General features: G+C 62.9%; 36 protein-coding genes. 21 read left to right on the forward strand and 15 right to left on the reverse strand.

Annotation, left to right across the window (positions count from 1 at the left end; genetic code table 11):
* Positions 1–478: 478 nt before the first annotated feature.
* From cyoA to cyoD, 4 genes are read left to right on the forward strand one after another with little or no spacing between them, the layout of a single operon-like run.
* Positions 479–1438: a ubiquinol oxidase subunit II gene (cyoA, locus tag P9217_RS00510; RefSeq protein ID WP_082953921.1), complete on the forward strand. Its 960-nt coding sequence runs from the start codon at positions 479–481 to the stop codon at positions 1436–1438.
* Positions 1439–1440: 2 nt separating this feature from the next.
* On the forward strand, positions 1441–3444 hold the full coding sequence (gene cyoB / locus P9217_RS00515; protein WP_170950379.1) for a cytochrome o ubiquinol oxidase subunit I: 2004 nt from the start codon (positions 1441–1443) through the stop codon (positions 3442–3444).
* Entirely contained in the window at positions 3441–4160 is a 720-nt protein-coding gene (locus tag P9217_RS00520; protein WP_278086869.1) for a cytochrome (ubi)quinol oxidase subunit III, read from the forward strand. Before cyoB ends, P9217_RS00520 begins: the two co-directional genes overlap by 4 nt.
* Positions 4157–4567, forward strand: coding sequence for a cytochrome o ubiquinol oxidase subunit IV (gene cyoD, locus P9217_RS00525; RefSeq protein WP_066997081.1), 411 nt, complete (start codon positions 4157–4159; stop codon positions 4565–4567). Before P9217_RS00520 ends, cyoD begins: the two co-directional genes overlap by 4 nt.
* Before the next feature lie 134 nt (positions 4568–4701).
* Here the strand turns inward: cyoD and P9217_RS00530 are convergent, their stop codons facing one another.
* On the reverse strand, positions 4702–5859 hold the full coding sequence (locus tag P9217_RS00530; protein ID WP_278086868.1) for a sulfite oxidase: 1158 nt from the start codon (positions 5857–5859) through the stop codon (positions 4702–4704).
* Between the two features lie 497 nt (positions 5860–6356).
* Here P9217_RS00530 and P9217_RS00535 point away from each other — a divergent pair, with 497 nt between their 5' ends.
* Entirely contained in the window at positions 6357–7415 is a 1059-nt protein-coding gene (locus P9217_RS00535) for an aminopeptidase (RefSeq protein ID WP_067325154.1), read from the forward strand.
* Between the two features lie 176 nt (positions 7416–7591).
* On the opposite strand, the gene P9217_RS00540 is transcribed toward P9217_RS00535, so the two are convergent.
* Positions 7592–7822 (reverse strand): hypothetical protein, encoded by a 231-nt coding sequence (locus P9217_RS00540; RefSeq protein WP_067325155.1) that lies wholly within the window; start codon positions 7820–7822, stop codon positions 7592–7594.
* Positions 7823–8007: 185 nt separating this feature from the next.
* A complete protein-coding gene (locus P9217_RS00545) occupies positions 8008–9234 on the reverse strand; it encodes an anion transporter (protein WP_067325157.1) in 1227 nt (408 codons plus the stop codon).
* A 599-nt stretch (positions 9235–9833) separates the two neighbouring features.
* On the opposite strand from P9217_RS00545, the gene P9217_RS00550 reads away from it, so the two are divergent.
* The 3 genes from P9217_RS00550 to P9217_RS00560 all read left to right on the forward strand — a co-directional run bounded on the left by P9217_RS00550 (position 9834) and on the right by P9217_RS00560 (position 11781).
* Positions 9834–10124 carry a hypothetical protein gene (locus P9217_RS00550; RefSeq protein WP_095784117.1) on the forward strand — a complete coding sequence of 97 codons (291 nt, stop codon included), beginning with the start codon at positions 9834–9836 and terminating at the stop codon, positions 10122–10124.
* A 92-nt stretch (positions 10125–10216) separates the two neighbouring features.
* On the forward strand, positions 10217–10669 hold the full coding sequence (locus tag P9217_RS00555; RefSeq protein ID WP_127324322.1) for a GFA family protein: 453 nt from the start codon (positions 10217–10219) through the stop codon (positions 10667–10669).
* A gap of 566 nt (positions 10670–11235) precedes the next feature.
* Positions 11236–11781 (forward strand): hypothetical protein, encoded by a 546-nt coding sequence (locus tag P9217_RS00560; protein WP_278086867.1) that lies wholly within the window; start codon positions 11236–11238, stop codon positions 11779–11781.
* Positions 11782–11816: 35 nt separating this feature from the next.
* Here the strand turns inward: P9217_RS00560 and P9217_RS00565 are convergent, their stop codons facing one another.
* Positions 11817–12086, reverse strand: a complete 270-nt coding sequence (locus P9217_RS00565; RefSeq protein ID WP_127241096.1) for a hypothetical protein — start codon at positions 12084–12086, stop codon at positions 11817–11819.
* Between the two features lie 166 nt (positions 12087–12252).
* On the opposite strand from P9217_RS00565, the gene P9217_RS00570 reads away from it, so the two are divergent.
* Positions 12253–12447, forward strand: a complete 195-nt coding sequence (locus tag P9217_RS00570) for a hypothetical protein (protein WP_095778310.1) — start codon at positions 12253–12255, stop codon at positions 12445–12447.
* 122 nt (positions 12448–12569) lie between these two features.
* Here the strand turns inward: P9217_RS00570 and msrA are convergent, their stop codons facing one another.
* From msrA to P9217_RS00595, 5 genes are all read right to left on the reverse strand, one after another.
* A complete protein-coding gene (gene msrA / locus P9217_RS00575) occupies positions 12570–13088 on the reverse strand; it encodes a peptide-methionine (S)-S-oxide reductase MsrA (RefSeq protein WP_067325167.1) in 519 nt (172 codons plus the stop codon).
* Positions 13089–13265: 177 nt separating this feature from the next.
* Positions 13266–13517: a hypothetical protein gene (locus tag P9217_RS00580; RefSeq protein WP_067325169.1), complete on the reverse strand. Its 252-nt coding sequence runs from the start codon at positions 13515–13517 to the stop codon at positions 13266–13268.
* A 791-nt stretch (positions 13518–14308) separates the two neighbouring features.
* Positions 14309–14911: a terminase family protein gene (locus P9217_RS00585; RefSeq protein ID WP_245433326.1), complete on the reverse strand. Its 603-nt coding sequence runs from the start codon at positions 14909–14911 to the stop codon at positions 14309–14311.
* 79 nt (positions 14912–14990) lie between these two features.
* Positions 14991–15383, reverse strand: coding sequence for a hypothetical protein (locus P9217_RS00590; protein WP_095824487.1), 393 nt, complete (start codon positions 15381–15383; stop codon positions 14991–14993).
* Positions 15376–15762: a hypothetical protein gene (locus P9217_RS00595; RefSeq protein WP_095824488.1), complete on the reverse strand. Its 387-nt coding sequence runs from the start codon at positions 15760–15762 to the stop codon at positions 15376–15378. Before P9217_RS00595 ends, P9217_RS00590 begins: the two co-directional genes overlap by 8 nt.
* Before the next feature lie 472 nt (positions 15763–16234).
* Here P9217_RS00595 and P9217_RS00600 point away from each other — a divergent pair, with 472 nt between their 5' ends.
* The 4 genes from P9217_RS00600 to P9217_RS00615 all read left to right on the forward strand — a co-directional run bounded on the left by P9217_RS00600 (position 16235) and on the right by P9217_RS00615 (position 18056).
* Positions 16235–16555 carry a hypothetical protein gene (locus P9217_RS00600; RefSeq protein WP_095824494.1) on the forward strand — a complete coding sequence of 107 codons (321 nt, stop codon included), beginning with the start codon at positions 16235–16237 and terminating at the stop codon, positions 16553–16555.
* 139 nt (positions 16556–16694) lie between these two features.
* A complete protein-coding gene (locus P9217_RS00605; protein ID WP_095829028.1) occupies positions 16695–17240 on the forward strand; it encodes a hypothetical protein in 546 nt (181 codons plus the stop codon).
* A 177-nt stretch (positions 17241–17417) separates the two neighbouring features.
* Complete coding sequence (locus P9217_RS00610; RefSeq protein ID WP_278086866.1) at positions 17418–17687, forward strand: hypothetical protein; 270 nt, start codon at positions 17418–17420, stop codon at positions 17685–17687.
* Between the two features lie 63 nt (positions 17688–17750).
* A complete protein-coding gene (locus P9217_RS00615) occupies positions 17751–18056 on the forward strand; it encodes a hypothetical protein (RefSeq protein ID WP_066999393.1) in 306 nt (101 codons plus the stop codon).
* Positions 18057–18068: 12 nt separating this feature from the next.
* Here P9217_RS00615 and P9217_RS00620 read toward each other — a convergent pair whose 3' ends face one another.
* Positions 18069–18488 carry a DoxX family protein gene (locus tag P9217_RS00620; protein ID WP_278086865.1) on the reverse strand — a complete coding sequence of 140 codons (420 nt, stop codon included), beginning with the start codon at positions 18486–18488 and terminating at the stop codon, positions 18069–18071.
* Between the two features lie 268 nt (positions 18489–18756).
* Positions 18757–19512 carry a tryptophan 2,3-dioxygenase family protein gene (locus P9217_RS00625; protein ID WP_278086864.1) on the reverse strand — a complete coding sequence of 252 codons (756 nt, stop codon included), beginning with the start codon at positions 19510–19512 and terminating at the stop codon, positions 18757–18759.
* A 141-nt stretch (positions 19513–19653) separates the two neighbouring features.
* Here P9217_RS00625 and P9217_RS00630 point away from each other — a divergent pair, with 141 nt between their 5' ends.
* The 3 genes from P9217_RS00630 (at position 19654) to P9217_RS00640 (ending at position 20793) form a co-directional block, all read left to right on the forward strand.
* Positions 19654–20124, forward strand: coding sequence for an Lrp/AsnC family transcriptional regulator (locus P9217_RS00630; RefSeq protein WP_278086863.1), 471 nt, complete (start codon positions 19654–19656; stop codon positions 20122–20124).
* A gap of 68 nt (positions 20125–20192) precedes the next feature.
* Positions 20193–20456: a BrnT family toxin gene (locus P9217_RS00635; protein ID WP_278086862.1), complete on the forward strand. Its 264-nt coding sequence runs from the start codon at positions 20193–20195 to the stop codon at positions 20454–20456.
* 94 nt (positions 20457–20550) lie between these two features.
* Complete coding sequence (locus tag P9217_RS00640) at positions 20551–20793, forward strand: BrnA antitoxin family protein (RefSeq protein ID WP_095802602.1); 243 nt, start codon at positions 20551–20553, stop codon at positions 20791–20793.
* A gap of 367 nt (positions 20794–21160) precedes the next feature.
* Here P9217_RS00640 and P9217_RS00645 read toward each other — a convergent pair whose 3' ends face one another.
* The 3 genes from P9217_RS00645 to P9217_RS00655 all read right to left on the reverse strand — a co-directional run bounded on the left by P9217_RS00645 (position 21161) and on the right by P9217_RS00655 (position 23068).
* Positions 21161–21520, reverse strand: a complete 360-nt coding sequence (locus tag P9217_RS00645; protein ID WP_066999436.1) for an SPW repeat protein — start codon at positions 21518–21520, stop codon at positions 21161–21163.
* Positions 21521–21731: 211 nt separating this feature from the next.
* Positions 21732–22790, reverse strand: coding sequence for a PAS domain S-box protein (locus tag P9217_RS00650; protein WP_067325207.1), 1059 nt, complete (start codon positions 22788–22790; stop codon positions 21732–21734).
* Positions 22791–22822: 32 nt separating this feature from the next.
* Positions 22823–23068: a hypothetical protein gene (locus P9217_RS00655; protein ID WP_067325210.1), complete on the reverse strand. Its 246-nt coding sequence runs from the start codon at positions 23066–23068 to the stop codon at positions 22823–22825.
* A 128-nt stretch (positions 23069–23196) separates the two neighbouring features.
* Between P9217_RS00655 and P9217_RS00660 the strand changes: the two genes are divergently transcribed.
* Positions 23197–23676: a hypothetical protein gene (locus P9217_RS00660; RefSeq protein WP_127215684.1), complete on the forward strand. Its 480-nt coding sequence runs from the start codon at positions 23197–23199 to the stop codon at positions 23674–23676.
* Between the two features lie 11 nt (positions 23677–23687).
* Here the strand turns inward: P9217_RS00660 and P9217_RS00665 are convergent, their stop codons facing one another.
* On the reverse strand, positions 23688–24098 hold the full coding sequence (locus tag P9217_RS00665; protein ID WP_067325217.1) for an HD domain-containing protein: 411 nt from the start codon (positions 24096–24098) through the stop codon (positions 23688–23690).
* Positions 24099–24316: 218 nt separating this feature from the next.
* Here P9217_RS00665 and P9217_RS00670 point away from each other — a divergent pair, with 218 nt between their 5' ends.
* From P9217_RS00670 to P9217_RS00685, 4 genes are all read left to right on the forward strand, one after another.
* On the forward strand, positions 24317–24520 hold the full coding sequence (locus tag P9217_RS00670) for a CsbD family protein (protein WP_066999415.1): 204 nt from the start codon (positions 24317–24319) through the stop codon (positions 24518–24520).
* A gap of 126 nt (positions 24521–24646) precedes the next feature.
* On the forward strand, positions 24647–24832 hold the full coding sequence (locus tag P9217_RS00675; RefSeq protein WP_067325223.1) for a hypothetical protein: 186 nt from the start codon (positions 24647–24649) through the stop codon (positions 24830–24832).
* Positions 24833–25092: 260 nt separating this feature from the next.
* Positions 25093–25284 carry a hypothetical protein gene (locus P9217_RS00680; RefSeq protein WP_278086861.1) on the forward strand — a complete coding sequence of 64 codons (192 nt, stop codon included), beginning with the start codon at positions 25093–25095 and terminating at the stop codon, positions 25282–25284.
* 102 nt (positions 25285–25386) lie between these two features.
* Positions 25387–25566: a hypothetical protein gene (locus P9217_RS00685; protein WP_082953924.1), complete on the forward strand. Its 180-nt coding sequence runs from the start codon at positions 25387–25389 to the stop codon at positions 25564–25566.
* The last annotated feature ends 209 nt before the right edge of the window (positions 25567–25775 follow it).

The raw sequence follows: 25775 nt of genomic DNA on the forward strand, positions 1-25775 counted from the left end.
GATGGAAAGGATGGTTGCAATCTCGGACAAGGCTTCCTCCGCAGGCGGCTGCAATTCCCTGCGCAGTACAATGCACGCGCCGCGCGCCTTGTCACCATCCTGGCGGGCGATCGGCGAGCGCGAGCATGCCGAGACGGCGTCTGGTCAGGCTGGAGCCGCGCCCTATGTCTTCCGCGGCCCGTCCAGCCATCGGGCAAAACACCGCCTTTGCGGAACAGGCGGCAACTGCTTGGGTTGGCAGCCGTGTTCAGCAGTCGTACGGTATATGGCGGAAGTGCCTCTGCACACGGGGAGACTTCAGATGAAAGCTGCTGCAGAACGCGACCCTCGCAGGCGCGAGCTTTTGAAGGATCACGGCCCAGCCGGACTGGCCGCGAAGTCTGTTTCCGGCCGTGCCGCGGCCCAGCGGCGCCGACGACGCGCCGCCCACAGTCAAGACGTCCCGCCGATCCGTTCGCGCCAAGCATGATCCGTTCCAGTGCTTTCCTTCCCTAGACCGAGGCGAGGCCGCTCGCCGCTCTGGATAGGCCTGATCGCAACGCTCTCCGGCTGCGCGGGCGGGGTGCTCGACCCGCAGGGCCCGATCGGCGCGGGCAACCGCACGATCCTGCTCAACTCGCTGGCGGTCATGCTGGTCATCGTCATTCCGACGCTGGTGGCGCTGCTTTTGTTTGCCTGGATGTTCCGTGCCTCCAACCGCAACGCGCGCTACGAGCCGGAATTCACCTATTCGGGCCGCATCGAGCTGATCGTCTGGTCGATCCCGACGCTCACCATCCTCTTCCTCGGCGGGCTGATCTATTACGGATCCTACCATCTCGACCCGCGCCGGCCGATCGCCTCCAGCCAGCCGCCGCTCGACATCCAGGTGGTGGCGCTCGACTGGAAATGGCTGTTCCTCTACCCCGACCAGGGCGTCGGAACGGTCAACCAGCTGGTCATCCCGGCCGGCGTTCCCGTTCGTTTCAAGCTGACCTCGGCCAGCGTGATGAACACCTTCTTTGTGCCGCAGCTCGGCAGCATGATCTATGTCATGAACGGCATGCAGACCGAGCTCAACCTGCAGGCCGACCGCGAGGGCGACTATCTCGGCCTGTCGGCGCATTTCAGCGGCGATGGCTTCTCCGACATGAATTTCCGCGTGCGCGCGGTCCCGCCCGACGAGTTTGCGCGCTGGGCCTCTTCGCTGCATGGCGCCGGCGGCGTGCTCAACGCCCGCGCCTATGGCGAGCTTGCCAGGCAGAGCATCAACGTGCCGCCGGCCTCGTTCGGCGTCGTGCAGGACGGCCTGTTCGACGCGATCGTGCGCCAGACGCTGCCGCCCGGTCCGGGTCCCGCCGAAACCGCCGCCGGCGAGCCGCAGGTAAGCCCCAAGGCCCAGCCCAAGGCCGGGACGCCGGCGCCTGCCCAACAGCCGCAGCCGAAAGCGGGAGGATGACGATGCTCGGCAAGCTCGACTGGTCTGCCATTCCCTTCGATCAGCCCATCCCGCTGGGCGCCGCGCTCGTCGTCTTCCTGGCGGCCGCCGCGGTGCTGATCTGGGTCACGGTGAAAGGATACTGGCCCTATCTCTGGGACGAATGGATAACTTCGGTCGACCACAAGCGCATCGGCGTCATGTATATCGTTCTGGCGGCGCTGATGCTGCTGCGCGGCTTCGTCGATGCGGTGATGATGCGCACGCAGCAGGTGCTCGCCATCCACGGGCCAGGCTACCTGCCGCCCGAGCATTACGACCAGGTCTTTTCGGCCCACGGCACGATCATGATCTTCTTCGCCGCGATGCCCTTCGTCATCGGGCTGATGAACTTCGTCGTGCCGCTGCAGCTCGGCATCCGCGACGTCGCCTTTCCGACGCTGAATTCGGTGAGTTTCTGGCTGACGGCGACCGGCGCGCTCCTGGTCAACATCTCGCTCGTCGTCGGCGAGTTCGCCCGCACCGGCTGGCTGCCCTATGCGCCGCTTTCGGAGACGACCTACTCGCCGGGCGTCGGCGTCGACTATTATCTCTGGTCGATCCAGATCTCCGGCGTCGGCACGCTGCTCACCGGCGTCAACCTGGCGACCACCATCCTCAAGATGCGCGCGCCGGGCATGGGCTATCTGCGCATGCCGATGTTCTGCTGGACATCGCTCGCCTCCAACCTGCTGATCGTCGCGGCCTTCCCGATCCTCACCGCCACGCTCGCCATGCTGACGCTCGACCGCTACCTCGGCTTCCATTTCTTCACCAACGAAGCCGGCGGCAACCAGATGATGTTCATGAACCTGATCTGGGCGTGGGGCCATCCGGAGGTCTACATCCTGGTGCTGCCCGCCTTCGGCATCTATTCCGAGATCTTCTCGACCTTCTCATCGAAGCCGCTGTTCGGCTACCGGTCGATGGTCGCGGCGACGCTGTTCATCTGCATCGTCTCCTTCATGGTCTGGCTGCACCACTTCTTCACCATGGGCGCCGGGGCCGACGTCAATGCCGCCTTCGGCATAGCCACCTCGGTCATCGCGGTCGGCACCGGGGTCAAGATCTACAACTGGCTCTTCACGATGTATGGCGGGCGCGTGCGCTTCGACACGCCGATGCTGTGGGCGCTGGGCTTCGTCACCACCTTCATCATCGGCGGCATGACCGGCGTGCTGCTCGCCGTTCCGCCGGCCGACTTCATGCTGCACAATTCGCTCTTCCTGGTGGCGCATTTTCACAATGTGATCATCTCGGGCGTGCTGTTCGCCGCCTTCGCCGGCTTCACCTACTGGTTCCCGAAAGCCTTCGGCTTCCGGCTGCACGAGGGCTGGGGCAAGGCCGCGTTCTGGTTCACCCTTGCCGGCTACGTGCTGGTCTTCGTGCCGCTCTATATCGTCGGCCTGCTCGGCATGACCCGCCGTCTCCAGCATATCGACATGGACCTGTGGACGCCGTGGCTGGTCGTGGCGGCCTTCGGCATTGCGGTGATGATCGTCGGCGCCGCCTGCCAGGTCGCGCAGCTCGTCGTCTCGATCAGGCATCGCGACGAATTGCGCGACGAAACGGGCGACCCTTGGGACGGCCGCTCGCTGGAATGGTCGACATCCTCCCCGCCGCCCTTCTTCAACTACGCGCGGCTGCCGCATGTCGAGAACGAGGAACCCTACTGGACCATCAAGCAGCGGGCGATGGAGGAGCAAAGGCCCGGCGAGGACGAAAGCTATGAGCCGATCGAAATGCCGCGCAACAGCCCGACCGGCTTCGTCACCGCCTTCTTCAGCACGCTGATCGGCTTCGCCCTGATCTGGCACATCTGGTGGCTGGCGATCGTCGGCTTCATCGGCGCCTATATCACTTTCGTCGTCTTCGCCTGGCGAGAGCACGGCGACTACGAGGTCTCCGCGGAGGAAGTCGAGCGCATCGACCGCGACGGCAGGGCCGCACAGCTTGCCTGGCTGCGCAGACGGGAGCGCGTGGCATGAGCGACATAGCGGCCGGCAGCGCGGCGCGCGATCCCTACCGGGTTGGACGGTCCGGCGGGCATGGCCATGGGGGACACGGTCATGGGGGTCACGGCCATGCGGGACACGGCCATGGCCTGCTCTCGGCGACCGGCCACGGCCAGGGCGGCCCGGCCTCGAAGTTCGTCACGGTGGCCTACGGCTTCTGGATCTTCCTCCTGTCCGACATCATCATGTTCTCGGCTTTCTTCGCCGCTTATGCGGTCCTGTCGACGGCGACCGCCGGCGGGCCATCCGGCAAGGAGCTGTTCGAGCTGCCGCGCGTTGCGGCGCAAACGGGGCTGCTGCTCACATCGAGCTTCACCGGCGGGCTGGCGACGCTCGCGACGCATCGCCGGTCGATGGCCGCCACGCAGTTCTGGCTTCTGGTCACCGGCCTGCTCGGTGCCGCCTTCCTGTTCCTCGAGGTGCAGGAATTCGCGGTGATGGCGAGCGAGCAGGCAGGCCCTTCGCGCAGCGCCTTCCTGTCAGCCTTCTTCGCCCTTGTCGGCTGCCACGGTACCCATGTCGGGCTCGGCCTGCTCTGGCTCGGGACCATGATGGCGCAGCTCTGGGTGAAGGGCTTCCGGCCGGAAATACTGCGCCGGCTCCACTGCTTCGGCCTGTTCTGGCACGCGCTCGACATTATCTGGGTCGCCATCTTCACCCTGGTCTATCTCTTGGGAGCGTCGCCATGAGCGACATCGACAGCCGGACCGACGAGGAACTCGACCGCCGCGATTCGGCGCCGGGCGAGGAGCGCATCACCGAGCACGAACTGGCGGGAGGGCTGTCCGGCTACCTGCTTGGCTTCGGCCTGGCGATCCTGCTGACCATCGCCTCTTTCCTCGCCGCGCAGACCGGCTTGATCTACCAGCCGGCGGTGATCTCGGCCCTGGTGGTGCTGGCGATCGCGCAGATGGGCGTGCATCTGGTCTTCTTCCTGCACCTGACCACCGGGCCCGACAACACCAACAACGTGCTCGCGCTCGCCTTCGGCGTGCTGATCGTCGCGCTGGTCGTGATCGGCTCGGTCTGGATCATGGCCCATCTCAACCTGAACATGCCTCCGATGAGCGCCCATCAGGCCAGGATGATGCCATAAGGCGGCTCAACCCGCCGGCAGAGGCGTTCTCCCGCGTGGGTCGCCACCGTCACAGCCGGCCCGATCGACGTCATGACCCCATGCCAAAAGCATGGGGTCACATCGATGTCAGAGGTTTGATAGGCTTCCGCCGGTCAGTGAATGGCGATGCGTCGCGTCACCTGACCGTTGCTTTCCCAGTAGGTGTGCTTCTTGGCGATGACGGGATCGTCCATTGCCGGTTGGACCTGCCCTCCAGTGCTAACGGCGCGCGAGGTGACTGTGTGCTCCCCGGCGGAGGGCTTGGGCCAGTCGACGGACCATATCTTCCAAGCGAAGTCCGCCTTTTCGGTTTCATCGATGGTCGCCGGCATCCATGGGCCGTCATCGATCTTCACCTCGACCCGCTCGATCGGCGCGCCCCAGGCCGCCCCGACGATCCGGTAATCATTGCCGATATGAGTGACCCGGGCCGGCGCAGACTTCAGGCGCGCCCTCCCGACAGAGGTTTCCATCCATACCGTCTCTCCGTTGTGCTCCTCCTCGCGCAGCGTGACATAATCGCGTCCCATGAACTGGTTCACGAAGCGTTGGTCCCTGACTTCGATGCGCTTGAGCCATTTCACGTTCGCGATCCCGTACCAGCCCGGCGCTATCAGCCGCAGCGGGAACCCGTTATCGGCAGGCAAGGCAGTGCCGTTCATCTCGTAGCAAAGCATGTTTTTGGGGTCCAAGGCGTCGGCGAGCGACATGCTGCGCGCAAAGTTCTGCGTAAACTTGACGTCGTCGGCTCGCTTGATTTCACCTTTATCGGCGCCCCAGAAGACAATCTCGATGCCACTGTCGAGGACGCCGACCTCCATAAGGATCGGGGCGAGCGGCGTGCCCGCCCAGCGAGCATTGCCAATCCCGCCATTGAAGAACGGGAGGCCAGTATTGCCCGAACATTCGACCGTGAACGTGACTTCCTGGCGTGGTCGAGCCTTGATGTCGGCGAGCGTCAGGGCAGTCGGCTTTTTGACGGACCCGCCAATTTCGAGCTTCCACGTGCTTTCGTCGATGACCGGCCGGTCGAAATGCGCGATTGAGAAGAACTTGTCGTTGGGCGTCACCCAGGAATCGAGATCCTCCCACACCAACTGATTTTTGATGACTTGCGGAACCGGGTTTGGCGGCAACTGATCGAGCCATTTGATGACTTCCTCGCCGGCCCGGGTTGGAAAAGCATAGGCAATCCGCGATTGAAAGGACGCCAGCGCCACGAGGGTTGCCCCTCCTCGAACCATGAATTCACGTCTGGGAAGGTAATGCATGATCACTTCTCCTCCAGTGAAAAGCTCAGTTCTCCTTCAGTGAGTAAATGCGAATAGCGACCGCGATCGCGCGCAGAAGCCGGACGCGGCGGGCAATGATGAGAGCGCGTGGAACACCCCCCGAGTTGGAAGTGCGCCCTAGTTGAAGCGACGTCTCCCGCTCTCAATTCGCCGGCGTGTCAGGTCCGAGCCAGCGGTCTTCAAATATACGCCCTATCTGTCGTCGTGGCGAGGCCAAGGGCTGGCATCTTCGCATCAGGACTCGATACCTGCATCGTGCTCCAAGCTTGAATGCCGCCGACGATTGATGCGTTGCATCTCGTGAGCGGCATGGACCTGGTCAGCACCGATGTCAGCTCTGAGGCGTTGCCGATCCTGCCAAAGTCCGACCCGTGACGTCCCACCAGGTCTTGACGAAGATCGGCGGGCCTGTTTGAGACTCGCGGTCAAATGGGGACACTTGCTTCACGGGGAGATGAACAGGCGGTGGGCAGGCTGTGAGGCGCGTTTTTCGATTGCTTGCCGCGGCGGTCCTGGCGGCCGGCGTGGCCGGGTGCACCAGCATTTCCTATTACGCGCAGTCGCTGGAGGGCCATGTTGAGATCATGGCGGCGCGCAAGAATGTCGGCAAGCTGATCCGCGACCCCGCAACGCCGGAGGCATTGCGCGTCAAGCTGACGTCGGCGAGCGCCATACGCCGCTTTGCCACGGATGAACTGGCGCTGCCCGAAAACAGCAGCTACCGCAGCTATGTCGACATCGGCCGGGACGCTGTGACCTTGGCGGTTTTTGCCGCGCCGCAATTCTCGCTCACGCCCGTAACATGGTGCTTTCCGGTCTTCGGCTGCGTTCCGTACCGGGGTTACTTTTCCCGGAAATCGGCGGCAGAGAGCGCTGCCGAACTGCAGCGGCAGGGGCTGGACGTCTACGTCTCGGGCGTCACCGCATATTCCACGCTCGGATGGTTCAGCGATCCGCTGCTCAGCACCATGCTGCGCCAGGACGACACCTATCTCGCAAGCCTGATCTTCCATGAGCTGGCGCATCAGAAAATCTATGTGAACGGCGACTCCGCGTTCAACGAGGCTTTCGCGGTCTCGGTCGAAACCACCGGCGTCAGGAAATGGCTCCGCGCCACAGGCAATCGCGCGGGATTGCGCCGCTACGAAGCCAATCGCAAGCGCAACGCCGATTTTCTCGGACTGATAGCGAAAACCCGGGACGAGTTGCGCCAAGTCTATGGAAGTCCGCGTGGCCCACAGCAGATGGCCGCCGCCAAAGCAGCCACGATCGACAGGCTGCGGATGCGCTACCGGCGCATGCGCGATACGCGCTGGGCCGGATACCGGGGCTATGACGCCTGGTTCGATAGCCCGATCAACAACGCAAAGCTCGCCGCGACTGCCGTCTATGGCGAACAGGTTCCGGCGTTTCTTCGCCTGTTCGACTTGTGCTCCGGCGACTATCCAAGGTTCTACGCCGCCGTTCGAAGGATCGGGAATTTGCCCGGACCTGCGCGCGCCCAGACGCTGAAGACCGTGGCGGCGTGCGATTGACCTGAACAGGCAAGGGTCGGCCGCGTACCCGACATGAGCGAAGCCAACTCGGCAGCCAATCACATCGGGCGCGCCATATGCGATTGCCCTTAGGCAGCCGCGCGGTGCCGCGACGCCCCAAAAAGGCCTCTTGCGGAGCCTCGTCGCAACAGCGGCGCCCGGTCGGCGCGCGGCCCCTAGCTCGAAAACGTCACGGTCACGCCGCGCTGGCGGAAATAGGCCTGCATCAGCTTGCGGCCCGCGCGGTTGTTGTGCGCCAGCTTGGCCGGCTCGAACACCGCCTGTTTCAGCCCTTCCCGCGCCATCGCCGCCTTGAGCGTCGCGATATGCGCATCGATGTCGGCGTTGTCCGCGCGGATCGAGGCATAGATGCTTTCGGTCGCTTCGGCCACGGTCGGTTCGCTCACTTTATGTCGTCCTTCGGTTGGTTGCGCGGCGGCTTAACCGGGCCTGAAAACAAAAACAAGGCTCCATGGGGCATTGTCGCACTCACAGCAGAACCTTGCCCTATTCTCCCCGCCAGCTGCTTGGCGTTTTCCGGCTTAATCGCCTACGCCGACGCGATCGCACCCAACGTAAAGGCGTCCAACGGCTACGAAGTGAGCGCCAGCCACGCCGTGCCGAAGACCAGCGTCAACAGCGTCAGCGGCAAACCGACCTTGAAGAAAGCTGCGAAAGACAGCTCCTTGCCCGCCGCTCTTGCCTGCTCAGCCACGATGAGGTTGGCGACCGAGCCGAGCAGCGTGAAATTGCCGGCGAGCGTCGAGCTCATCGCCACGACCAGCCACGCGCGGTGGGGGTTTTCGAGGCCCGGGATGAACGGCCTCAACGCCAGCACCGCCGGCACATTGCTCATGACGTTGGAAAGCACCGCGGTGAAGCCGGAGAGCCGCCAAACATCGTCGAGACCCATATTCTTCGCCGCGGCGATCATGTCGGGGGTGAGCAGCGTGCGCTCCGCGCCCGCCACGACCACGAACAGTCCGGCGAACATGAAGAGCAGCGGGCCGTCGATCTCGCGGTAGATGCGGTGCGGCTTGATCGCGCGGGTGACGAGCAGGAAAGCGCCGGCAATGAGCGCCGCCTTGGCGACGGGCACGCCAGCGAAGAAGGCGAACGCCAGCACCACGCAGACGATGGTCGCCTTCAGCACCTGTCCCGGCAGCATGCGGCCGCGATAGACCTCGGGGCTGAGCTCGGCGGGGCGAGAGAATTCGCCGCGGTAGACGATGCGGACAATGACGATGACGGCGACAAGGCCGAACAGCGCCACCGGCGCGAGCGCCGCCGTGAAGGCCGGATAGGAAATGCCCGAGAGCGCGCCGATGACCATGTTCTGCGGGTTGCCGGTGATGGTGGCGACGCTGCCGCAGTTGGAGGCCGTGCAGGTGGCGATCAGGTAGGGAACCGGGTTGCGCCGGATGACGCGGGTGACGTGGACGACGATCGGCGCCATCACCAGGCAGATCGCGTCATTGACCAGAAAGGCCGAAAGCACTCCGGTCAGAAGCGTCACCATGACGAGCAGCATGAAGGGCGCGTGCGCATGCTCAATAGCGAAGCCGCCGAGCGCCCGGAACGCGCCCGACACTTTCAGATGCGCGACCACGATCATCATGCCGAGCAAAAGCGTGATCGTGTCGAAATTGATGGCGCGGTAGGCATCCTCCATGCCGATCGCGCCGATCGCGATCATGGCGGCGCCACCGAGCAGCGCGATGCCGGCGCGATCCAGCCTGAAGCCCGGAATACGGCCGACGGCAACGCCGGCATAAGTGGCTACCAGGATGAAAAGCGCTCCCGCACCGGTCCATGTCATTGCAGGAAATCCCGTTGCCTGCCCGCGCCCGACGGAATCTGCTCGGGCGCCCTTTGCCGGACGAGCTTTAGCAACGGCAGCGCAAAGGGAAAGGGTCGAGGGATGAAACTTTCGTCATCCGCCCGGGGCTTTTATATCTCGGATGGCTAATGTAATGTCTTGAGAAAAACAGGACCGACAATCCAGTCGTTGGGGACTAAATGGATGAACGCGGTCGTTGAAGCGGAGCATCGCGTCTCGCCAAACGAGAATCTGATGCCCTCGGCGGAATGCCGGCGCTGCCATGGCGCCAGGAAAATTTTCATTTGCGACCGCTGGGTCGCCTCCAACGGCCATTGCTGCCCGGAAGGAACGCACCGGCTGAGCTGTCCGGGACACAGTGTGGTCTGCCTTGAATGCGGCGGATCGGGAGGCCAGAATGCCTGACCGGGTTCTTACCGACGTCGCGCTGACGGTCGCTTCGTCGTCCGTCCGACCGCGACAAGGCCGGTTGCGCAGACATCCTCATCGGCGTCGTTTTGCTGTTCAAAAGCCTTGCGGTGTTCCGGCGGCGAGCCATATTCGTACTGCAAAAGCCATCACTGAAAGCTGGCGCTTCGATGAAAAGCCTGACGACCGCCCTTGTTGCCGGCACGATATTATGGACCGCGGGCGCCGCCGATGCGCGGCCCGACACACGCGCCATGACCTGTGGCGAGACGCAGGCGCTGATCCAGCGCCGGCATGCTGCGGTGCTGACCACCGGGCCCAACACTTATGATCGTTTCGTGCGCCAATTCGGCAATGAGTGCGACTGGCCGGAAGTCCCGATGTCGGTCGCGGTTCCGACCCGTGACGGTCCATGCCGCGTCTACCGCTGCGAGGAACCGGTCTTCGACTTCCCCGGTTGAGCGACGTTCCGACCGCGCTGTGGAACAGTTGAGGCGGCATGCGAATTGTACCGGATGGTGACACCAATGTCCCGGCTGCAGGAGGAACGGCCATGTTCAACGATGTCATGCGTAGCGGCAGCTGCCTGTGCGGCGGTGTGCAGTTCCGGGTGACCGGCGAGCCGCTGAGGGTGGGACTTTGCCATTGCAAGGACTGCCGCAAGACCAGCGGATCGGCGTATCAGGCCTTTGCCATATGGCCGCGCCAGGCATTCGAAAGCGCGGGTATCACCAGCACTTATGGCGGGCGAAGCTTCTGTCCAACCTGCGGCAGCCGCTTGCCGTCGGTTCGCGAGGACGAGGCCGAGGTGATGATCGGCAGCCTGGATGTCGTACCGACCGAAGGGCTTGAGCCCAGCTACGAATTGTGGATCGGCCGCCGCGAGCAGTGGTTGCATCCTCTGCCCGAGGCGAGCCAATTCGAGCATGACCGGACCGTCGCTGAGTCGGCGGCCGATGATGCCGAGCCGGAGGCCGTGCGCGAGCCGTATCGCAAATCAGCCTAAATGCTGAATGGCAGTAAGGCTTAAGTCGCAGAGCAAGGACGCATCGGTCCAGCGAGCCGGCGTCTATGCCCCTGAACGACCGGACGCTGACCGCGAGGGCCTTGTCTTCTTCTGGAAGTCGGGCATTTTCAACCAACGGTCGGTTTGCCGGCGCGGCAGCGGCCGCTAGCATCCCCGGCGCGGCGAAAAACCTTTTGGAGGCCGCTTCGGCCGGCGCGGCTCAGGCAACACCAGCATTGCCGCGCCGGCCTTACAAGATGGACAGTATGTCCAGCCCCAGGCGTTGCGTCCGGGAGAATACAACTTTTGATGTTGTTTCTAGTTCGAAAGCTTCCTTCCCGCGTGAAGCACCGGCTTCATTTGCGACACGGAAATGAAAATTGTTTCGGCCAGAGAAAATTTTTCACCAACCGTATTTCCTGGATGATGCCAACTATGCGGCGTAGCCATGGAAGCAAGCGGCAGGCCCAATCATTTTCTTGCCTTGTACACAAAACTCACCTTTGTTTCTTTTTGATTTTAAGACATAGTACTGGCGAATCCTGAAACCGAACGGGGCGGTTTTCATGACACTGGCGCCTCAACGCAGCCGCAACCTGCATATGCGGTATCCACCGATCGACGGGTTTTGGACCTGGGACATCAAGCGCGACCGCGTCTATGGGGACGCGAATCTGTCCGCTTATTTCGACCTGACGCTCGAGGAGTTCTCGCACGGCGCGCCGCTGGAGCGGTGCATGCAAAGCATAGAGCGGGACGATCGGCCGCGGGTTCGGCTGGCGATCCGCAAGGCGATCGAGCGCAGGTCAGGTTTCCGCGAGGTCTACAAGGTCCGCTCGGAAAAGATGGGGCTGCGCAAGATCCTTGCCGTCGGCCAGTGCTATGTCGATGACATGGGCGAGGCAGCGCTCTATCCGGGCTGGTTCATCGACCTGACGCAGGATGCCGCGGGCGAGGATCACTCGCTGCGCGAAATCCACGACCATGTCGAGCAGGCCAGGGAACTCGCGCAGTCGATCGGGGACGACATGCTTTCCTACCTGCTGGACAACATCCAGGAAGAGATCCTGCAAAGGCTTGGCGAGAGATCGAGGAGGCGCAAATCGTCCTGAGGCGATCTTTGTCGGTTTCTCGGCCGGGTTCCGGGCTAGCTTCTGGGCGGAAGCCTGCCGCGCCTGCCGATCTCGGCCGTCACCATGCGCGCGAAATGCGAGTGGGGCGAGCGGCGCTCGATAAGCTTGGCTCGCTCGAGGGCAGCGTCGCCGTAGAATTCGATCAGCACGTTGGCGGCCTTGGCGGCATCGGCCTGCAGCCTGCCGAGATCGGCCTGTCCGCTCCCGCTCGCGGGCTCGCTCCTGGCAATCACGTCAAGCATGGCTTGCAGCTTGTCGGGAGTGCTGCCCTCGTCTTCATGCATATTCGCCATCCGATTGGGGGCGTAAAATATCGACATTTTCGCGCGATGTGCAACAGCTTCATTGATCGAGCGCAGGTGCAACCGGGCGCAGCCTGGCCGCGAGCGAGCCGACAACCTTCGTACAAGTATAGTCAGCCAAACTTCCACGTAGACATTGGGGGCACCGATGGACCAGCCGAGCAAAATGGAAAACCTGCAGTTTGCGCAGGGCATCTTGCGCGAGCTTCGCCAGAAGGCTGAGGCCGACGGCGAAAAGCTTCTGACCTATCTCATCGACATGGCTTACCTTGAAGCCAGCGACCGCATCCGAGCCCACTGGATCGGCAGCCACGAAAACGAAAACCGCCGGGCCAAGGGGTAAGGCCACAATTCCAGCCGGAGCATGCCGGCGAGATGCGGGCTTGCGCCCGGAACGCAAAAAGCCCGCCATGCCTTTCGGCACGGCGGGCGTGATCCTGAATGAAGGGCTGCGCAGCCCTATTTTTATGATGCGGCGGCCTTTTCGCGGACGGGAAGCTTCCAGCCCGGCCGAACGAAATGGCAGGTGTAGCCGTTGGGGTAGCGCTCCAGATAATCCTGATGTTCGGGTTCGGCCTGCCAGAAGGCACCGGCCGGGGCGAGCTCGGTGACGACCTTGCCCGGCCAGAGACCCGAGGCGTCGACATCGGCGATGGTGTCTTCGGCCACCCGCTTCTGCTCGTCGCTGGTATAGAAGATCGCCGAGCGGTAGCTCATGCCGACATCGTTGCCCTGACGGTTCCTGGTCGTCGGATCGTGGATCTGGAAGAAGAACTCGAGCAGCGTGCGGAAACTGGTCTTGGTCGGATCGAAGACGATCTCGATCGCCTCGGCATGGGTGCCGTGATTGCGGTAGGTTGCGTTCGGCACGTCGCCGCCGCTGTAGCCGACACGGGTGGAGATCACGCCGGGCAAGCGGCGGATCAGATCCTGCATGCCCCAGAAGCAGCCGCCGGCAAGGACCGCGCGTTCGGAAGAAGCCATGTCAAACCTCCTTTGGATTTCTCCATAAGTGGGGATTGTGGCCTGCTTCTTCCAGCGGCTCAAGCGGCTGGAAAAAGGCGCCGGGAAAGGTCGACGGGGGAAAACGAGCCACGGCGCCGAATCTGCCGATTGCTCGCCGGTCGGGCAAACCGGCGAGCCTCGGGCTGAGCGCCAGCTTCACTTGGGCCCTTTATCGCCCCTGCCGTTGTCGCCTCCGCCATTGTTGCCCCGGCCGGGATTCCCCCGGTCATGGCCATGGCTTTCACCACCGAGGCAATTCGCGTCGCCGACCCCGCAGCAGCGGCCAGCCCACAGCTTGTTGGTCGGCGTGTTGTCGCATTCGTAGATCTGCTGGCCGGCCATCGCGGATCCACCCAGGGCGGATACGGCCAGGGCGGCAAGAAGTGCATTGCGAAGGATTGCAGGCATCGAAAATCTCCATGGATACACGGGTGTTCATTTGCACCGATGCGTCGCATGGCCACGCGAATTGGTTCATCGCGATTGGCAGAATTCTTGCCGGCCGGTGTCGCCAATGCTCGGGACTGATCGGCACGGCTCCCATTCCGCGCCGCTCATTCTTCTGGTGCGGGCCTGAAGCGCCGCACCAGCACCTCGAACACGATGTCCGATAGGCGGCGATAATTTCCGCGCGCTGCTCGGGCGAATAGTGCCCGGCATCTTCGATGGTCATGAAGGTCACGTGTCGGGACATATTAGTCTCGTCGTAATTATCTGCCCCAACCAACTATTGTCGTTGATAATACTGTTCATCAATGCGAAGTTCCTGATGAAACGGGGGAGATACATGATCCGCATTGCAATCGTCGTGCCATTGCCGCGAGCGCCTCAGCCTGCCAGTCGAACGTGCCCTATGACACGAGCAAGCAGACCTGCGGGATGCACGAGTTCAGGGGGTTCCAACGCAAAGTTTGTATCCCGGACACACCGAACAAAGTATGCAATGTCTGGTACAATCCAATTACTCGTGACGAAAGGATATGGTGCCAACCGCTAACCCGGAAAGCGACCGACCCTAAGGCTCGCGCTAGGCAGCTTGCGGGCAGCAAATATCCCTGATCGGATTTCATCCGTATTTTTTGGCTCCAATTCCTCGCCCCACGAACGTGGGGAGAGGTGGCGCGGCGGAAGCTGCGACGGAGCGGGGGCAGCGCCGGCTGTCGATGCAAGAGCGGAAAGCTACTCGTAAGCTTGTCGCCCTACGAAGACCCCCTCTCCGGCCGCTTCGCGGCCACCCCGCCTTGCGGGGGCGAGGAACCCAAGCCCTGAACCGCCTCCGCCGACAAAAACCGCAGCACCACATCCGACATCCCGAGCAGCGGTGTGAAAGTCACGATGGTTATCCCGCCCGTCGCATTGGTGCGGGTCAGACCCTCGGAATAAATGTCCAGCGGCGGCTCCTCGTCGAACCAGACACCGTGCAGCGTCTCGCCCTGCCATTTCTCGCGGCCTTTTTCGTAGGACTTGAAGGAGAGCACGCTTTCGCCCGCCTGCACATCACCGCCACCGCCCCAGCGCACGACGACGCTGTCCAGCGCTCCAGGGGCGCCGCGGCCCATCGTCGTTTCGGCAATGGCGTCGGCCGGGATCATGCCGGTGCCCCATTCCGCCTGTCGCTGCGGCGGGCCGACCAGCACACGCTGCGGATTGTCGCGCGTGCCCTCGCCGGTGACGCCGGCGGCCCAGAGCCGGACGGGCGTGTCGAACACCTTGCCCCTCCACCAGTCCGGATAGCGGCCGGTGAGGTGCATGGCCCATTCGGCGCCCCCTGCCCTGGTCTTGCCGAGCTGGTTACCGGCCATGAACAGGCGCTCGCGGTTTTTTGCCCCCGCCGCGTGGAACTCGGACTGCCTTTCGTATGGCCTGTAGGCAGCAAGAAGGTTACGTTGACGGCGTCGGTCCATCTCCTCGAGCAGCGCCAAATAGGTCGCTATCATCGAGGAACGGCCGCAGCCTCGCTTCGAGGCAGCGGATGCGGCTGCGGATCTCCTCATCGCTCAACTGGCCCAGACTGTTTTGGTTCGCATCGAGACCCTGCGAGAACTCTTTGGGCAGCATCGTCAGCACGACCTTCAGATACTGGTCGGGCTTTTCCGCCCTGACCGCGGCGATGACGCCGGCGCCATGGGCGCGGAAATCAGCGCGCAGCGCCGCGGCGAAATCGTCGCCCAGCGTCTTTTTCGAGCGCCTGGCTATCGGCGCGGCGGCCGGCTCAGCCTTCGCTCCAGCGGTTCGGGCGCCGGCGCGCCGCGCCTTGCCTGCGCAGTCAGCCATTGACGGCTGCATCGGCTTCCGGCGTTCCGGCGGAACGAACGGCACGCCACTTGGCGGGCTTGCGCGCCGGCTTCTTGCGCGGCTTGGCGCGGGCGGCCTTCGGCGCGGAGGGCTGATCGACCTGTCCGGAAAACGGCTCCGTTCGTTTCAGCTTCGCCGCGGCGGCTCTCATGGCCGACGGATCGAGACCCTGGCGCGGAAAGCCGAAGCCGGCGATCGCGTCGACCGGACCGCCGCGCACCATGCCGATGCGCACACCCGGCGCGACTGCCTCGACGCGGCTTGTGCGGGGCGGCTCGCCGAACGATGCGAACTCGCCGATGGCGCTGACGATTTCGGCGCCGTCGTCGCCGGTGATGATGGTGGCGTAGCGTGGCATGCAGAGCTTCCGCAGATTGGATTCAACTAAAAAGGTCGAGTTCCCGCCCCGCCTGTCCTGCCGGACATCTCGCCCGCAAGGGGGACCATCGATCCCCTTCTTGCGGGGGATATGGCTGGCACGCCACAGGAGGATGCTGTCCCGTCGCCTCGCCAACTGGCGAAGCCCCCAAGGTGAGGAGCCACAAAAAAACCCGCCGGCTGGCGGGTTGTTGGCGCAAATCAGCACCATGGATAAAATCATAGCAGAGCTGCCCTCACCTGACAAGGCTCTTAGGTAAATTTTCCTAGCTGCTTGTCTGCAGCCTTGCCGGGAAGCGACTTTCGCTCGCGCACCGATAAATTGTGGCCCAGGTCTGAAAGTTCCAGAAATTTTTTCTCGGAACCACCTCCGGGCCGAGGGGTTCCACCCTTAGTCGCGACGCGACAGACTCCCGAACAGAGAAACGATCTCGCACAAGAAGGAGAAGATCATGCTCATCAAGATTCTTGCGGCATCGGCTCTGACCATCGGTCTGGCTACGGCTGCGATGGCTCAGAATGCAACGGGCGGTACCGCCGACACGGCGGGCAGCGGCCAGAGCATCACGGTGGACCCCACCACGCCTGCCAATCCGCCGCCTGATCAGATGGCGCCCGATACAGGCACGACGGGCAGCATCACCACGGACAGCATGAATTCGAACGCCGATCGGAATTGCCCCGCGACGCCGCAGGGCGCCCAGCCGGATGCAACTCACACGTCGCCTGGCACGGCTACACCGTCGGTCAACGATAATCATTGCGGCAAGTAGTAACGAGACGCGGCAGTTTCGTCGCGCGAGGGCCGTGGAGTTCCGCTCCACGGCCCTTTGCTTGGAAGGGAACCATGGCGGACGTGAGCCGTTGCAAGGTCGGGCGTGAGCCGTTGCAGAGTTCAGCAAGGAGAGACCCATGGCAGACGACGAAACCAACCAGGGTAAGGACACGAACGCAGCAGCCGCGCGCAACGGCAGCTCGACGTCCCAGGGCGGCGGCACAGAGCGAAGCAATCCGGGCCGCAGCAGCGCTGCCCGCAGCGGCAGCGCTTCGCGCACCAGCGCCAGATCTTCAGCCGCTTCGGAAGCGGCGATGAGGAAGCAGATCGCCGAATTGAAGCGCGAGGTGAGCCGGCTCAACCGCGCGCTTGCCGATCAGGCCGAGGAAGCCGCCAGTGCGACGCAAGGGTGGTACCAGAGCGCGGCCGACCGGGCCTCCGGCCTCTACAGCGGGGCGGCCGACCGAGCTTCTGAATTCTACGGCGGCGCGAGCGATCGCGCCTCACGCGCGGCAAGGCAGTTGCGAAGCCAGGCCCAGAGCGTTTCCGAAACCGTGCAGCAGAATCCCGGCACCGTTTCCACCGCCATGGTTCTTGGCGGCCTGGTCGGCTTGCTGATCGGCATGGCGATGGCGCGCAACTCGGACACAGACCACGACTGGGCCCGCCCCTGGACCCGATAGAGCAATCGCGCCCCCACGGCCGCCGCAGCGCAGGCCGCTGAAGGAGGCCGGGCCCAGAGCCCGGCCTTTCCATAGCGGCGGGTTGGTGTGCCCGGTTGTCGTTGGTGTGCCCGGTTGGGCTGGTCATTAGCCGGACCTTATGGAATCATTCCCCAAGGGGAATCGCGGAGAGCGGGCATGGACAAATCCGCCATGGCATCGGTCTTTCGGATGCGGCATGCGCCAGCAGGTATTTCAGGCGTTCGCAGTCTTGGCCGAGGCCAGGCGGATCCGGTCTTCCATTCGCGCCCGCTTGGCGAAGCCATCCGCTTCATCGCCGAGGCAGACGGCCAATATGATCTGAGCGCCGTGGCCATCTCCTATGGAGATCGCTCGACCCGGCCGCTGGGCGCCCGCGAGATCAAGCAGCTCTGGGCCGAATACGGCGTGCGCCTGATGGAGGCCTAAGGCGGTCCCGGATCGGAAACGCCGCTCATGCGTTTTCAAGCGAGGTCAATGGGAGGAAGCGCCATGAACGTCGCCAATCTGCAACTCGAGGGCCTGCTGATGGCCGTCGCGGCAATCAACCATACTCTGGTGCGCAAGGGGGTGCTGACGGTCGAGGAGATCGACATCGCGCTGCGCAAGGCCGAGGCCGTCGAGACAGGCGAGGACCGGTCCGAGGCGATTTCGGCGTCGAACCGCGATGCGATCAACTTCCCGATCCGCCTGCTCGAGCTCGCCAACCAATGCCAGCCGGAAGCGGACATGCCTTCCTTCTCCAAGCTGGCGCGCATGGTCGGGCAGATGAAGGAACCCTATAACGATCAGATGTGAAGTGGCGGCGCCTCACGCCCGGCCCGGCCAACCCTGTCGGACGCCGAGCAACTTGCCCGGCCCATGCACGGCGGCGAAGAAAAGGCCGGCGAGGAAAGTGAAATGATCGACGAAGAAGCCGAACTCGGCCTGGTTGCCGGTCCAGTGCGACGGGCCGTGGAATGAAAAGCCGAGGAAGATCACATAAACTGCCGCGACCAGCGCCGCCGGCGTGAAGAAGGCGCCGGTGAGGAAGGCGATCACCAAAAGCACCTCCAGGATCGCCGCGCACCAGGCGAGAAACAGCGGGAACGGAAACCCGGCGGCGGCGATGTAGCCAGCGGTGGCGCCCATATCCATGAACTTGAAGGTCACGGCCATCGCGAAGACGGCGGCGAAGATCAGGCGAGCGATGAGAATGGCGGCGGTCTGCCAGGCCGATTGCGTTTCCACGTTGTCCCTCCGGTTCGAAGCTGTTGATGCCCCAAGGACGGAGGAAGGGCAATGATTCCGACAGGGGGCTGGAATTTTTGCTTCACTTGTTTCCTCACCCCCACTGCAGGCCGAGGAGAGTCGCCGCGCAGCAGCCGGTGAGGCGCCGGCGACGCCGGGACGAACCGCCAGACGGCGAGCCCACAGCCAAGCTCGGCGCTCAACGAGGGCGCTCTCCCTCGCGGCTACGCCGCGCCACCTCTCCCCTGTTCGCGCGGGGCGAGAAAGCTCAGCCCGCCTTCGCGTGCGGCGGGTGGCTGATCGAGTCGCGCACGGTGCCGTAGGCCGCACCCCAGCGGTCGGTCATGTCGCAGCGTATGTCCCAGAGCTCGGGGAAGAAGCGGTGGCGGGCGCCGCCTTCCAGGATCTCCACCGGGCGACCCTTCAGCGACTTGGCGCCAAGACCGATCGAGCGGTGGATGAGATAGAGGTGGTTGGCGCGGAATTTCTGGAACAGCTCGTCGAACTCGATCAACGCCTCGGCCACGACATAAGCATCGCCATGGTCGTAGTGAGCGTCGTAGACGTCCTCGACGGAAAGCCCGCGGCCGTCGAGATAGGAATGCTTGAAGGCCCGCCAGAGGTCCGGCGGCAGGCGCAGGATAAGCTTGAAGCCTGGCGATTCCTGGCCGCTGCCATTACCGAGCTCGAGGCGGATCTGCTGGTACTCCTTGGGCGACATCGTCTCCAGCAGATCGAGCTGCGCCGTCATCATGCGCACCAGCCGGTGCACGCGGCCCATCAGCGTGACGATGCGGTGCGTGTCCTGCCTCTCCAGATAGTCGAGCACGTCGACCAGCGTGTAGGCGATGAGCTTCATCCACAATTCCTCGACTTGGTGCACGATCTGGAACTGCAGCTCGTCGGCATTGACCATTTGCGAGAGCGGCTTCTGGCAGGCGAGCAGCTGGTCGCATTTGAGATAGACGCCGTAGTCGCGCATTTCGGGCGCCTCGATGCGGGCGTGATAGTCCAACTTGTCCATGGCTCATCCTCCTCGCGCGGGCATGTTCGGCAGGCAGCCAAGGATAGCGCTTTCGGCTTGAACATTGTTCCTTTCTGTTATCCAAATAGCGGAAATTGGAGTACGATTAGCGCCCATTGTCGCGACATCGGAGAACGGGCTATGCTTGATGCCCTTGACCGCAAGATAGTGTCAGCACTCGAGCGCGACGCGCGCATCTCCTTCGGCGAGTTGGCCCAAGAGGTGGGACTGAGCAAGACGCCGTGCTGGAAACGGGTGAAGGCGCTCGAGAATCAGGGCATCATCCGCAGCTATTCCACCCGCATCGATCCGGCCGCGATCGGCTTCGACATCGAGGCCTTCATCCAGGTGTCGATCGACTTCGAGGTGTCGGACGCCTTCGAGGCGGCGGTGAGGAAGCACCCGCTGATCCGCCGTTGCTATGCCACGACCGGCGAGGCCGACTATCTGTTGCAGATCGTCACCGTGGACATGCGGGCGCTGGACAGGATGCTGCGCGAGGAGCTCAGCCGGCTGCCCGGCGTGCGCCGCACCGTCACCTCGATGGCGATGCGTGAGATCAAGGGCGACATCTCGTTCGCCGATGCAGCGGCGCATGCGCTAAGGGAATGACTACAAGAATATTTGCAATCAAAGAGTAATTTCGGTATATACCTTAATTGTCGAGACGGGCGGGGGCGATGCTTTTCGAATGGGATGCCGCAAAGGCTAAGATCAATAAGGCCAAGCATGGCATCGATTTCGAGCTCGCTCCGGAATTCGATTTCGCCAACGCGGTCGTCGACGACAGCACGGTCTATGGCGAGGAACGCCTGGTCGCCACCGGGATCATCGGCCTGTCAGTCTGTGTGATGGTCTATGTCGAGCGCGGCGAAACGATCCGGGTGATTTCGCTGCGACGGGCCACGAAGAACAAGATCGAGAGTTATGTCGAAAACCTCTAGTCGTTCCCGCTCCGCGCTCGTGCACCGGGAAGCAATCCCGCCGAAGCGCACCCGAGAGGAAGCCCTCGCCATCGCCCGGGCCGCGCTTTCGCGCATGTCCGAACAGGAAGATGCGGCGATCAGGGCGGCGGCGTTGGCCGATCCGGATGCGCAGCCTGCGGAAACATTGCCGCGCCGCAAGCCGGGCCGGCCGCGCGCCGAAGTCAAGAAAGTGGCCGTTTCGCTGAAGCTCGACCCCGATGTGGTCAGCGCTTACCGCGCCCAAGGTCCCGGCTGGCAGACGCGGATGAACGACGATCTGCGCAAGGCCGCGAAACTAAAGCGCCACGCTCGCTAGATTGCCCTGGCAGGTTGGCGGTGCTCAGGTCAGTCTGAAGCAGGCCGGCCGGCTCGGGCTCCCGCGCGGCCTTTTCCTTCTCGGCGTCGGCCTTGCGCTTCGGGCACGCCTCGAACTCGTGATCGCGGCCGCCGCAATAGGAGCAGCATTTGGCAGGCTGATCGGGATGGAGCATCGGTGCCATTCCCAAGAATGCACGAAAAGGTTTCCGGTTGCAGCAATTGCGTGAGGTCGCAACCGTTGCTCAGCCCCGTGCCCCGATTGGTCTTCCATGCAGTTCCGGTCGGAAAACCGGCTGCACGCTTTTCCTGGAATTGTCTTTTCAAAGGAGCTCGCCGCTTGCGCGGCGGGCTCCCTTAATCACCGCTCACGCATGCGCGTGGGGATGACGGACGTCCCAGACGGCCCAGGCAGATGCCGCGACCACGAGCACGCCAAGGATGACGTGCGTGAGCATCACGTTCCTGTCCGCCGCGAAGCCCAGCAGCCAGGGCGACACGATCAGCCAGAGCCCGAGCACGAGATTTACCCATTCCTCCCATTCGGCGAACACCGAAAGCGTCGCGAGCGCCAGCGCACCGAGCAGGACGCCAACAATCCAGGCGTTCCACGCGGGCATCATTGCCGCGGTGAATCCGATGACCCAGGGTGAGATGAACAGGCAGATCGCGAGGACCAGGATAACCCAGTCCTTGCTCTTCCTTTCTTCCATCAGTTTGCTTGCCATGACAACCTCCATCGATGAAGCCAGACCAAAGCAACTGCAATCGCGTGCAATGCGCACGCTATGTTACATGATGTAATACATTTTTACGGAACGACAAGGGAACCTTCCGCGGCAGCCGTATTGCGCGCCGTGGCGGCCCGCACAAGCTCCCGCTGGATCGGGCCGGGCCGTCCCTTTTACGGGAAAGCCCTTCGAGGTGGGGAACGGACTGTCATCCGTAGAAGTCGCTTCCGCTCTCGGCGCCGAGCTGCGGCATGACAATGGCCTCTAGCGGTGCCGTCAGCGACCATTTCAACGCACCGGACGAGCGCTCGAGACTGGAGGAGCCGCTAAGGGATTGCGGCGCCACCCGCTGCAGCACCACGGTGCCAAAACCCTTGCGCGCCGTCTCGTCCGGCTCGCCATTGGCATGGCCATTCGACCTCTCCTGCCAGACAAGGTGAAAGTGGCGCTGCGCCTTCGGGCCGGTCTCGACCGTCCAGGTGATCTCGACATGCCCGCCCTCGCCTGCCAACGCGCCATATTTCGACGAGTTGGTGCCAAGCTCGTGGAAGGCCATGCCGAGATTCTGCACGGCATTCGACTGCAGCGTCAAAAGCGGGCCGGAAAGCGAGATGCGCTCCTCATGACCAAACGGTTTCAGATGTTCCTGGATCAGGTCGAAGAGACTGGCGCCTGCCCACTCCGAGGTAACCAGCAGATCGTGCGAGCGCGACAGCGCCATGATCCGGGCTCGGATCATCTCCTCGAACTCGCTGGGGCTGGCAGAACGCTTGTTGGTTTCCCTGACCATCGACAGGATCACCGCGAACTGGTTCTTCACACGGTGGTTGACCTCGCGCATCAGGAGCCGGATGCGGCGCTCATTTTCCCTGGCGGCGGTGATGTCGCGCGCGATCGTGGAGGCGCCGACGATCTCGCCCGCAAGGCTCCTGATCGGCGACACCGTTACCGAAACGGCAACGAGTGAGCCGTCCTTGCGCTTTCGCATCGTGTCGAGATTTGCCACGCCCTCGCCCCGGCGGATGCGGCTGATAATGTCGGTCTCCTCGTCGTGCATATGCTCGGGGATAAGGAGCAGCATCGATTGGCCGATGGCTTCCTCCGCGCTGTAGCCGAACATGCGTTCTGCCGCGCGGTTCCAGTCGGTGATGGTGCTGTTCAGATCCTTGCCGATGATGGCATCGAAGGAAGAATCGACAATGGCGGCCAGACGCGCATTGGCGCTGGCATCTTCAAATTCCCTGCCCCCGGATGTCACCATGGGCATTAGTTAGCGCGGCCGAATCTCATAGCAAGCGGCTAAGCCTTGGAGGGGTCAGGATTTTCGCCATTCCCCTTTGCTGGATCCAGCACGCCGAAATCCTGCGACTTCATGCCGGTCTCGGCTGTCAGGAAACCTTCGGATGCGAGGCCCCTTCGCAGAAGCTCGCGCACGGCGGCCGAGCGGCTCGGCATGCGTTTCTCGAAGCGCCAGTTCTCGACTGCCGCCAGTTCCTCTTCCGTCAACATGATCTGCAGCCTTTGCGGCCGCTCCAATTCAACCACCCTAGCCTCCCGCAGGTCATGACACGAATGAGTATGTCACTCACTGCCAGTAAAAGTAGGATTCGGCTCAAAAGACGTCAAGGTCATGCGAGACAACAAAGGCGGGGGACGCTGGCGGTGCTAACGATATGGCTACACCGCATTTGCCGTTCTATGCTAACTTGTTGATTTTTTTACAGCTTTTCCATTTTTTAGTTGCCAACCGAGCGAGGTCGGCGCATTATCGCCGGCAGAGGGATGAACCGCCGCGAAAGGAGGTTTTTCCGATGTTACGAGGATTTTCCGACCGGTTGCGCAACGACGCTCACCACAAGGTCCAGCGGGCTTTGCGGCAAAACGGCATCGTCAACATCATCCAATTGTCGGAAGAAATCAGGCTGATGAATCTCGGCGAGAACATTGCCCGCGAGGATATCGAGACTCTGGTGATGCAGGTGGCTCAGCTCTATGGCGGGGCCATCGAATTCGACGAAGAGGCGCTGACGGCGCTCGACCTGCCCGACGCCTGCCCGGCTGACAGCCGCAACGACCTGGAAAAGGCGTTGCGAGAACGCTCGCTCCTTTCACCCGAGTCGGCGGATCTGCTGCAGGTGAGCGACAAGGGCTAGAGCAATTCCAGTCACTCGCTGGTCAACTCGTCGAGCAGGCGCAGTCCGTTCTCGTACTTCTCGGGGTCGATGCCCGCCTGGTGCGCCTGCCAGAGATTGTCCTTGAGGTCCGCCTGCTTGACAGGCAGCGCAAGCTCGTTGGACGCCGCACGGCAGACAAAGTCGTGCTCGCTTTCGTCCATTCTTTTCGTCAGCGCGTCGACGGCGGCGACGACCGGAAAGCCGAAGCCCTCGGCCTCGAGCCGATCGAGCGTCCACCCCTCGCCTTTCTCGACCACGTCGTGCAGGTAGGCGACGGTTTTCTCGTCAAGCGTTTCGACCGCATCGGCGACGCGTCTCAGATGTTCGATAAAGGGACGGCCGGTCTTGTCTTTCTGGCCGCGATGGGCCTCTTCGGCGATCTTCGCTGCCTGGTAAAGCATGATCTCCTCGATCTATTGGAAGCCCGCCCCAACGGGACAACGAGACGGGCAGGATTGGGTCCCGACCCGGTCCGCCGGCACGCCTTGCAGGGACGGCGCGCCATACTGCGGCAGAACATGAGCAGCGTTCAAATGTTCCCTCGTGTCCGGCCGAAAAACAGGAACCCGCGGCCCGCGCAGTCGTTAGCATTTACGCAAACACAAAGGAGGTCTGCACCATGGATTGGAACCGCGTCGAAGGTAACTGGAAGCAGGTCAAGGGCAAGGTGAAGGAACAGTGGGGCAAGCTCACCGATGATGACCTCGACCGCATCGCCGGCAACCGCGAGCAGCTCGAAGGCAAGATCCAAGAGCGCTACGGCATCGAGAAGGATCGCATCCGCCGCGACATCGACGACTGGGCGAGTCGCCAGGGCTGGTAAGATCCGCCGCCGGATGAAATGAGCCCGCAGCCCCGATCGGGGCTGCGGCGTCGAAAGCCAGAAATTTTGATTTCAGAACAGGGACGTTATATTAGTTGACTAAGCGATTCGCGGCACGGTGAACCGATGGCCAAGAAGAAATCGAGACCGGCCTTGTCCGTTATCGCCGCAGCCTCGCGATCGGAGGCTTCCGAAGCGATTTATTTTGCCCGCAAATGCGGCCTTACCCCCGATGAAGCCCTGCGGATAATGCGCGAGGCGCTCGTGACCGTGGGGCCTAAGCCTTCCGGCGCCGGAAAGCGGAAGCGCTAGGCGCCATCGCCTCGGGCGATCGGATACGATCGTTCTCAAACCCGCAGCGGACTTCGGCCAGGATCACAAGTGCTGTGCTCGGCGGCAAAGCCCGGGGTTCCAAACCGCTCCGTCCGTGACGCGAGAAAGTTCCGCTTGATGGCAGGGTGACACAACATGTGACCCCGCCGCCAGCGCTTATCCGCAACTCCCAAACCCAGGCCAGCGTTTGTAAGCGCGGACCACGCTTTCACTTTCACCTGTCAACGGGAGGGAGAGCAATGGTTTTTCCGGGTTTCCTCAACCCCGAGGATTTGGTCATCCTTGCAGCCGCTCTCGACGACTACTGCCGCACATTACCGTCGGACAGTGAGGAGCGGCTTCATGCGGCAAGGCACGCGCTGATTTTGTTTGAGAACGGCTGCCGCGATCCGGTCGAATTGAGTGAAAAGCTCAAGGCCAAACGCAAGTAGCGCAAGCCGGCGCGAACTTTAGGTTCGCCAGCGGCCTGCCTCTTGCCGCCAAAATGAAACATACGGCCACCTCGAAAGTTCTTGTCTGAGAGGAGGCGCGCCATGGTTGGAAATGATGGAAAGCAGGTGCAGCAAACGGAGGCCGATGTCCAAATGCTCGCCCACCGGTTGGCAAAGGACGCGGACATTTCGGAAAACGATGCCCGCGAGTTGATCAAGCTAATCGGAACCGACTGGCCTTCGCTGCTGCGCGAAGCCCGGTTCCTCAAAAGCCGACACTGATGCTGCCTGCCGGCCAGGCGTCCCGCGATTCTTTGCGAGCTGCTTCAGCGCCTTGAGAAAGATCGGAGCCGCCAGATCGCATTTGTATTTGGACGGTCCATTGGTCTGGATGACGATCTCAGCCTGCCTCAGGGTCAGGCCGTGCTTTTCGGCGAATTCGAGCGGTTGATAGGCCTGCTCCCAACCTGGCCCTGTCTTTGGCATCGTGA

Origin of the sequence: Mesorhizobium sp. WSM4989 (genome assembly GCF_029625795.1) — a bacterium.
Taxonomy (GTDB): Bacteria; Pseudomonadota; Alphaproteobacteria; order Rhizobiales; family Rhizobiaceae; genus Mesorhizobium.

Coding starts and splice junctions, on each gene's coding strand:
- cyoB (WP_170950379.1), top strand. CDS start 1,441: ATGCTCGGCAAGCTCGACTGGTCTGCCATTCCCTTCGATCAGCCCATC.
- P9217_RS00520 (WP_278086869.1), top strand. CDS start 3,441: ATGAGCGACATAGCGGCCGGCAGCGCGGCGCGCGATCCCTACCGGGTT.
- cyoD (WP_066997081.1), top strand. CDS start 4,157: ATGAGCGACATCGACAGCCGGACCGACGAGGAACTCGACCGCCGCGAT.
- P9217_RS00530 (WP_278086868.1), bottom strand. CDS start 5,859: ATGCATTACCTTCCCAGACGTGAATTCATGGTTCGAGGAGGGGCAACC.
- P9217_RS00545 (WP_067325157.1), bottom strand. CDS start 9,234: ATGACATGGACCGGTGCGGGAGCGCTTTTCATCCTGGTAGCCACTTAT.
- P9217_RS00550 (WP_095784117.1), top strand. CDS start 9,834: ATGAAAAGCCTGACGACCGCCCTTGTTGCCGGCACGATATTATGGACC.
- P9217_RS00555 (WP_127324322.1), top strand. CDS start 10,217: ATGTTCAACGATGTCATGCGTAGCGGCAGCTGCCTGTGCGGCGGTGTG.
- P9217_RS00560 (WP_278086867.1), top strand. CDS start 11,236: ATGACACTGGCGCCTCAACGCAGCCGCAACCTGCATATGCGGTATCCA.
- P9217_RS00565 (WP_127241096.1), bottom strand. CDS start 12,086: ATGCATGAAGACGAGGGCAGCACTCCCGACAAGCTGCAAGCCATGCTT.
- P9217_RS00570 (WP_095778310.1), top strand. CDS start 12,253: ATGGACCAGCCGAGCAAAATGGAAAACCTGCAGTTTGCGCAGGGCATC.
- msrA (WP_067325167.1), bottom strand. CDS start 13,088: ATGGCTTCTTCCGAACGCGCGGTCCTTGCCGGCGGCTGCTTCTGGGGC.
- P9217_RS00580 (WP_067325169.1), bottom strand. CDS start 13,517: ATGCCTGCAATCCTTCGCAATGCACTTCTTGCCGCCCTGGCCGTATCC.
- P9217_RS00585 (WP_245433326.1), bottom strand. CDS start 14,911: ATGGCCGGTAACCAGCTCGGCAAGACCAGGGCAGGGGGCGCCGAATGG.
- P9217_RS00590 (WP_095824487.1), bottom strand. CDS start 15,383: ATGGCTGACTGCGCAGGCAAGGCGCGGCGCGCCGGCGCCCGAACCGCT.
- P9217_RS00595 (WP_095824488.1), bottom strand. CDS start 15,762: ATGCCACGCTACGCCACCATCATCACCGGCGACGACGGCGCCGAAATC.
- P9217_RS00600 (WP_095824494.1), top strand. CDS start 16,235: ATGCTCATCAAGATTCTTGCGGCATCGGCTCTGACCATCGGTCTGGCT.
- P9217_RS00605 (WP_095829028.1), top strand. CDS start 16,695: ATGGCAGACGACGAAACCAACCAGGGTAAGGACACGAACGCAGCAGCC.
- P9217_RS00610 (WP_278086866.1), top strand. CDS start 17,418: ATGGACAAATCCGCCATGGCATCGGTCTTTCGGATGCGGCATGCGCCA.
- P9217_RS00615 (WP_066999393.1), top strand. CDS start 17,751: ATGAACGTCGCCAATCTGCAACTCGAGGGCCTGCTGATGGCCGTCGCG.
- P9217_RS00625 (WP_278086864.1), bottom strand. CDS start 19,512: ATGGACAAGTTGGACTATCACGCCCGCATCGAGGCGCCCGAAATGCGC.
- P9217_RS00630 (WP_278086863.1), top strand. CDS start 19,654: ATGCTTGATGCCCTTGACCGCAAGATAGTGTCAGCACTCGAGCGCGAC.
- P9217_RS00635 (WP_278086862.1), top strand. CDS start 20,193: ATGCTTTTCGAATGGGATGCCGCAAAGGCTAAGATCAATAAGGCCAAG.
- P9217_RS00640 (WP_095802602.1), top strand. CDS start 20,551: ATGTCCGAACAGGAAGATGCGGCGATCAGGGCGGCGGCGTTGGCCGAT.
- P9217_RS00645 (WP_066999436.1), bottom strand. CDS start 21,520: ATGGCAAGCAAACTGATGGAAGAAAGGAAGAGCAAGGACTGGGTTATC.
- P9217_RS00650 (WP_067325207.1), bottom strand. CDS start 22,790: ATGCCCATGGTGACATCCGGGGGCAGGGAATTTGAAGATGCCAGCGCC.
- P9217_RS00660 (WP_127215684.1), top strand. CDS start 23,197: ATGGCTACACCGCATTTGCCGTTCTATGCTAACTTGTTGATTTTTTTA.
- P9217_RS00665 (WP_067325217.1), bottom strand. CDS start 24,098: ATGCTTTACCAGGCAGCGAAGATCGCCGAAGAGGCCCATCGCGGCCAG.
- P9217_RS00670 (WP_066999415.1), top strand. CDS start 24,317: ATGGATTGGAACCGCGTCGAAGGTAACTGGAAGCAGGTCAAGGGCAAG.
- P9217_RS00675 (WP_067325223.1), top strand. CDS start 24,647: ATGGCCAAGAAGAAATCGAGACCGGCCTTGTCCGTTATCGCCGCAGCC.
- P9217_RS00680 (WP_278086861.1), top strand. CDS start 25,093: ATGGTTTTTCCGGGTTTCCTCAACCCCGAGGATTTGGTCATCCTTGCA.
- P9217_RS00685 (WP_082953924.1), top strand. CDS start 25,387: ATGGTTGGAAATGATGGAAAGCAGGTGCAGCAAACGGAGGCCGATGTC.